The sequence below is a fragment of the Rhodopseudomonas sp. BR0G17 genome (genome assembly GCF_010907025.1).
Taxonomy (GTDB): Bacteria; Pseudomonadota; Alphaproteobacteria; order Rhizobiales; family Xanthobacteraceae; genus Rhodopseudomonas; species Rhodopseudomonas palustris_H.
Genome location: NZ_QUML01000072.1, coordinates 1 through 5499, shown reverse-complemented (window position 1 = coordinate 5499; position 5499 = coordinate 1). Strand labels below are relative to the sequence as shown.

Here is a 5499-nt window from a genome sequence, read left to right as displayed (position 1 = left end):
CTGCCGAACGACGGCAGCAGCGACGTCGATGGCAGGAGCGACGACGGCGTCTTCAGCAGCTTCTGGATTTCATCGACCAGGCCCGGATTGTCCGAGCGCGCCGGTGGAGGTGGCGGCGGAGGCCGGTCGGCCGGCGGCGGGGGCGCGTAATTCTGCGCCAGCGCGGGGCCGCCGAGCAGAGCTGTGGCGAATATTGCGGCTGTGAAAATGCCGACGCGGCGCGGCACGAGGCGCCAGCGCAAGCTGCGGTTCGAGATGGGCATGGCCCAGCCTACGCCGATGCGCCGGCAGAGAGAAGGCTATTCGCCGTCTCCGCTAGACCAGTTTGAAGGCGATGACGAAGCCGAGCACCAGCACCACGGCGCCGATCGTCACCCACAGGCCGAGCCGCTTCTCGATCTGCTCGCGGATCACCACGCCGTAGCGGTTCAGCACGACCGCGACGATGAAGAATCGGCCGCCGCGGGCGATGATCGAGAACAGGATGAACAGCCAGACGTCGTAGCCGGCAAAGCCCGACGTGATGGTGACGAGCTTGTAGGGGATCGGGGTGAGGCCCTTGAGCAGGATGATCCAGGCACCCCATTCGGCGTAGCCGGCGCGAAACGCCTCGACCTTGTCGCCATAGCCGTAGAGCTGGATCAGCCAGTGCCCGACCGAGTCGTACAGCAGCGCGCCGATCGCATAACCGACCACGCCGCCGGCCACCGACGTCACGGTGCACAGCGCCGCGTAGAACCAGGCGCGCTGCGGGCGCGCCAGCGACATCGGAATCAGCATCACATCCGGCGGCACCGGAAAAAATGAGCTCTCCGCGAACGAGACCAGCCCGAGAATCCAGAGGGCGTAGGGCTTGTGGGCGGCGTCGATGCACCAGTCGTAGATTTTGCGCAGCATGGAGCGCGATCAACCATTCCGTCGCCGGTTTGTCCATGGCGCAAAAGGCACAGATGCTGGAGAACGGGATGCCGGAGGCCGAGTGGAGAGAGGACGTGAGTTCAGTGACGCTTGCGCACCGCGCGGGCGTCCTGCGCGACCACGGGGCGCCGGGTGGCATGCGGCGTCGGCGGCTTTCCGATGCGCGTCTTCGGCAGCTTCTCGGCGATCCCGAGCAGGTTCTCGCGGCGGCGCATCTCGGCCCAGACATCCTCGGGGCGGACGCCGGCCGAAGCCCATAGCACGGTGAGATTGTAGAGCAGGTCGGCGCTTTCGCGGATCACCGCCTCGCGGTTGCCGTTGACCGCGTCGATCACCACTTCGATCGCCTCTTCGGCGAGCTTCTTGGCCATCTTGCCGGAGCCGCGTTGAAACAGCCGAGCCGTCCGCGACGTCGCTGGATCGAGATCCCGCGCCGCGAGCACGGCGTGATAAAGGCGCTCAAGCGAATCAGCCATTTCAACAGCTTAGCTGATTTCGATGTCAGTCGTGTTAACGCAACTCAGGCGCGATATCCAACCTTAGAGGCAGGATGAGCGCGCCCGAGCGTCGGTTCGGTGCGTTAATAGCCGTAGTAGTACGGTCGCGGGCCATAAGGTGCGCCATAATAGCGCGGTCCCCCGTAATAACCCGGGCCGCCATAGTAGTAGCGATACCGGCTCTCATAGGCGTCGCGCTGCGCCTGCGCGGCAGCGATCGCTCCGATGGTGCCGACGATCCCGACAAACGCGGCGGCAGCCGCCGCGTTACCGTTGCCGCCACGCCGGGCGTAGCGGCGCTTGCGCGCGCTGACATCGGTCAGCGGAGCGGCCTCGTTCGCCGGTGCAGCGGTTTGAAGCTTGGTCGTCGGAGCGGCAGCGAATGCCGCTGCGGGCTCGAGCGCCGGCACGGCCAGCGCTAGTGCGGTGACGATCGCGACGGTCCGGCCGCCCGACGACCACAAGGATTTGCGCTTCTGCATCTGTATCCTCCGCCTGACGGGTGTGTCTCGGTATCCGCCAAGACAACCGTCATGATGCAGCTAAGGTTCCACTTCGGAAACACAAGGCCGGACTGCGTGCGCGCCGATGGTTCCGCGCTTCAAAGCAAAATGGCCGGGACGAGCCCGGCCATTGCGCAGCGATGCAGCGAAGGAGGAGCGGAGGATCAGCCCTTGGCGAGCTGCTGATCGAGGTCGTGCAGCACCTGGTAGCAGGGCAGCACTTGGGCGACGCTGGCGTTCGGCTCGCGGCCTTCGCGGATCGCGGCGAAGAACTCGCGGTCCTGCAGCTCGATGCCGTTCATCGAGACATCGACCTTGGAGACGTCGATCTTCTCTTCCTTGCCGTTCACCAGATCGTCGTAGCGGGCGATGTAGGTGCCGTTGTCGCAAATGTAGCGGAAGAAGGTGCCGAGCGGACCGTCATTGTTGAACGACAGCGACAGCGTGCAGATCGCGCCGTTGGCGGCCTTGAGCTGGATCGACATGTCCATCGCGATGCCGAGATCGGGATGGATCGGTCCCTGCACGGCGTTGGCCTTCACGATCGGCGATCCTGCCTGAAAGGCGAACAGATCGACGGTGTGGGCGGCGTGGTGCCACAGCAGGTGATCGGTCCAGCTGCGCGGCTGGCCGAGTGCGTTCATGTTGGTGCGGCGGAAGAAGTAGGTCTGCACATCCATCTGCTGGACGTTCAGCTCGCCGGCCTTGATCTTCTTGTGCACGTATTGATGGCTCGGATTGAAGCGGCGGGTGTGGCCGCACATCGCCACCAGGCCGGTCTGCTTCTGAAGATCGACCACCGCCTGCGCGTCCGCCAGCGAATCCGCCAGCGGGATTTCGACCTGGACGTGCTTGCCGGCGCGCAGACAGTCGATGCCCTGCTGCGCATGCATCTGGGTGGGCGTGCAGAGGATGACCGCATCGACCTCTTTGATCGCCAGCGCGTCGGACAGTTCGGTCGAGACGTGCTCGATGCCGTATTTCTTGGCGACTTCCTGGGTCGGCTCCAGCCGGCGCCCGATCAGCGACACCACCTCGACGCCGTCGATGTTCTTGATGCCGTCGAGATGCTTGATGCCGAACGCACCCGCTCCCGCGAGGGCGACCTTGATCGTCTTTGCCATGTCAGGCGTTCTCCAGAATGAGGTGGCCGACCGCAGTGTTGCTGGCCGGGACGTGGTAGAAACGGTGGGCGACCTTGGGCTTGGGGCCGCCTGCGACATCGCTCATCGCGCCGCGCGCGATCAGCCACATCACCAGCTCGATGCCCTCCGAGCCCGCCTCGCGGACGTAATCGATATGCGGCTTCTGCGACAGGCCTTCGGGATCGGCGATCAGCTGATCGAGGAAGGCGTTGTCCCATTCGCGGTTGATCAGGCCGGCGCGCGGCCCCTGGAGCTGGTGGCTCATGCCGCCGGTGCCCCAGATCTGCACGTTGAGATCTTCGTCATAGGACCGGATGGCGCGGCCGATCGCCTGGCCGAGCATGTAGCAGCGCCGGCCCGACGGCACCGGATATTGCACGACGTTGACGGCGAACGGGATCACCGGGCACGGCCAGGCCTGCGGCTCGCCGCACATCAGGCTGAGCGGGACGGTGAGGCCGTGATCGACATCCATCTTGTTGACGATGGTCAGGTCGAAATCGTCCTGGATCACCGAGTGGGCGATGTGACCGGCGAGCCGCGGATGGCCGATCACCTTCGGCACTGGCCGCGGTCCCCAGCCTTCATCGGCCGGCTGATACTCGGCCGCGGTGCCGATCGCGAAGGTCGGAATCAGGTCGAGGCTGAAAGCGGTGGCGTGATCGTTGAACACCAGGAAGATCACGTCGGGCTTCTGGTCCTTCAGCCACTGCTTGGAGAACTCGTAGCCCTTGAACACCGGCTTCCAGTAGTCTTCGCCGGTCTTCTGCATGTCGATCGCCGCACCGATCGCCGGCACGTGCGAGGTGTAAACGCTGGCGGTGATACGGGCCATTACTTCTTCTCCCCGACGTAGCGATTGCCCTCGATCGGGCGGCCGCCGCCGACCATCATGTTGCGATATTCCTCTTCGGTCATTCCGGTCATCGAGCCCGCCATCTGCTGGAAGCTCTTGCCGTCGGTGGCGCCGATCTTGGCGAGGAAGTAGATGTTGCCGCCGAGCGCGATGCAGCGATTGAGGTCGCGATCCAGCACCGCCTGCTTCTGTTCCTCGCTCATCGGCCACTCGTCGAGATAAGCGCGCTCGTCCGCCTTGAAGCGGGCGCGGTTCTCGGCCTTCATCAGCGACATGCAGAACTGGTTGAGATGATAGCCCTGGCGCGACATGTCGGCATCGAAGATCGTGGTGCCGGGCACGTCCTTGTAGGGTTTGTCGAGGGGCATGGCGGGGTCTCCTCTGGAATTTGGTTATGGTTCGTCATTGCGAGGAGCGAAGCGACGAAGCAATCCAACTCAGTGCTCGGCGCTCTGGATTGCTTCGCGGAGCTTGTCATCGGGCCGGCCAAAGGCCGGACCCGGTGGCTCGCAATGACGGCGGTGAATTACTTCTCCTCCGGCCAGTACAGCCGCATCGGGTTATCGACCAGCAGTTTGCGCTGAAGTTCCGGCGTCGTCGCGATGTGGGGGATGAAGTCGACCAGCAGGCCATCATCCGGCATGTGGTCCTTCAGGTTCGGGTGCGGCCAGTCGGTTCCCCACAGCACGCGATCCGGGAAGGTCTCGACGATGCGACGGGCGAACGGGACGACATCGCGATACGCGTTCTGTTCGCCGTTCAGCGCCGGCGGACCGGAGACCGAGAGCCGCTCCGGGCAACTTACCTTCGACCAGACATTGCCGTGCTCGCGCATGAATTTGACGAACAGCTCGAACTCGGGGCCGTCGACCGGCTTGGTGACGTCCGGGCGGCCCATGTGGTCGACCACCACGGTGGTCGGCAGCGAGGTGAAAAAGTCCCACAACTCCGGCAGGTCGACCGCCTCGAAATAGATCACCACGTGCCAGCCGAGCTCTTTGATGCGCCCGGCGATCTCGACCAGTTCGTCTTTCGGGGTGAAGTCGACCAGCCTTTTCACGAAGTTGAAACGTACGCCGCGGACGCCGGCATCATGCATCACCTGCAATTCGGCATCGGTGACACTGCGTTTCACGGTGGCAACGCCGCGAGCCTTGCCGCCCGAATTGATCAGCGCGTCGACCATCGCCCGGTTGTCGGCGCCGTGGCAGGTCGCCTGCACCACGACATTGCGGGCGAAGCCGAGATGATCACGCAGCGCATACAGCTGCTGCTTTGACGCGTCGCACGGCGTGTATTTGCGCTCCGGCGCGAACGGAAACCCGTCGCCCGGCCCAAACACATGGCAATGCGCATCCACCGCGCCCGGCGGCACCTTGAAGGTCGGCTTCGAGGGGCCTTGGTACCAATCCAGCCAGCCCGGGGTCTTTTCGAAGGTCATTCGGTTACTCGTCTCAGTCCGTGTTGGTCTAATTCAGCGCGAATTCGGGTTGGTGCGGGCTCAAGTGAGCAGTTCAAGTCAGTCAGTGTTTCGCCTCGGCCTCTCGTCTCCCCTCCCCCTTGCGGGGAGGGGGCGGGGG

General features: G+C 64.3%; 7 protein-coding genes and 1 pseudogene. All 8 read right to left on the bottom strand.

Features of this window, described 5'->3' with window-relative positions; genetic code table 11:
* Window positions 1-263, bottom strand: a pseudogene (locus DY467_RS25135) (hypothetical protein); the annotation flags it as partial.
* Between the two features lie 52 nt (window positions 264-315).
* Complete coding sequence (locus tag DY467_RS25130; protein WP_107346241.1) at window positions 316-897, bottom strand: YqaA family protein; 582 nt, start codon at window positions 895-897, stop codon at window positions 316-318.
* 101 nt (window positions 898-998) lie between these two features.
* Complete coding sequence (gene hisE, locus DY467_RS25125) at window positions 999-1394, bottom strand: phosphoribosyl-ATP diphosphatase (RefSeq protein ID WP_164573595.1); 396 nt, start codon at window positions 1392-1394, stop codon at window positions 999-1001.
* 104 nt (window positions 1395-1498) lie between these two features.
* Complete coding sequence (locus tag DY467_RS25120) at window positions 1499-1897, bottom strand: hypothetical protein (RefSeq protein ID WP_164639751.1); 399 nt, start codon at window positions 1895-1897, stop codon at window positions 1499-1501.
* A 185-nt stretch (window positions 1898-2082) separates the two neighbouring features.
* Window positions 2083-3042 (bottom strand): Gfo/Idh/MocA family oxidoreductase, encoded by a 960-nt coding sequence (locus tag DY467_RS25115; protein ID WP_164639749.1) that lies wholly within the window; start codon window positions 3040-3042, stop codon window positions 2083-2085.
* A gap of 1 nt (window position 3043) precedes the next feature.
* Window positions 3044-3898, bottom strand: a complete 855-nt coding sequence (locus DY467_RS25110) for a class III extradiol dioxygenase subunit beta (protein ID WP_164639747.1) — start codon at window positions 3896-3898, stop codon at window positions 3044-3046.
* Complete coding sequence (ligA, locus tag DY467_RS25105; RefSeq protein WP_107346236.1) at window positions 3898-4287, bottom strand: protocatechuate 4,5-dioxygenase subunit alpha; 390 nt, start codon at window positions 4285-4287, stop codon at window positions 3898-3900. The genes DY467_RS25110 and ligA overlap by 1 nt, the downstream gene beginning before the upstream one ends.
* 158 nt (window positions 4288-4445) lie before the next feature.
* Window positions 4446-5360 (bottom strand): amidohydrolase family protein, encoded by a 915-nt coding sequence (locus DY467_RS25100; RefSeq protein WP_164639745.1) that lies wholly within the window; start codon window positions 5358-5360, stop codon window positions 4446-4448.
* Between the last annotated feature and the right edge of the window lie 139 nt (window positions 5361-5499).

Excerpts from the sequence above, each read along its gene's own strand:
- DY467_RS25130 (WP_107346241.1), bottom strand. The coding sequence starts at position 897 with ATGCTGCGCAAAATCTACGACTGGTGCATCGACGCCGCCCACAAGCCC.
- hisE (WP_164573595.1), bottom strand. The coding sequence starts at position 1,394 with ATGGCTGATTCGCTTGAGCGCCTTTATCACGCCGTGCTCGCGGCGCGG.
- DY467_RS25120 (WP_164639751.1), bottom strand. The coding sequence starts at position 1,897 with ATGCAGAAGCGCAAATCCTTGTGGTCGTCGGGCGGCCGGACCGTCGCG.
- DY467_RS25115 (WP_164639749.1), bottom strand. The coding sequence starts at position 3,042 with ATGGCAAAGACGATCAAGGTCGCCCTCGCGGGAGCGGGTGCGTTCGGC.
- DY467_RS25110 (WP_164639747.1), bottom strand. The coding sequence starts at position 3,898 with ATGGCCCGTATCACCGCCAGCGTTTACACCTCGCACGTGCCGGCGATC.
- ligA (WP_107346236.1), bottom strand. The coding sequence starts at position 4,287 with ATGCCCCTCGACAAACCCTACAAGGACGTGCCCGGCACCACGATCTTC.
- DY467_RS25100 (WP_164639745.1), bottom strand. The coding sequence starts at position 5,360 with ATGACCTTCGAAAAGACCCCGGGCTGGCTGGATTGGTACCAAGGCCCC.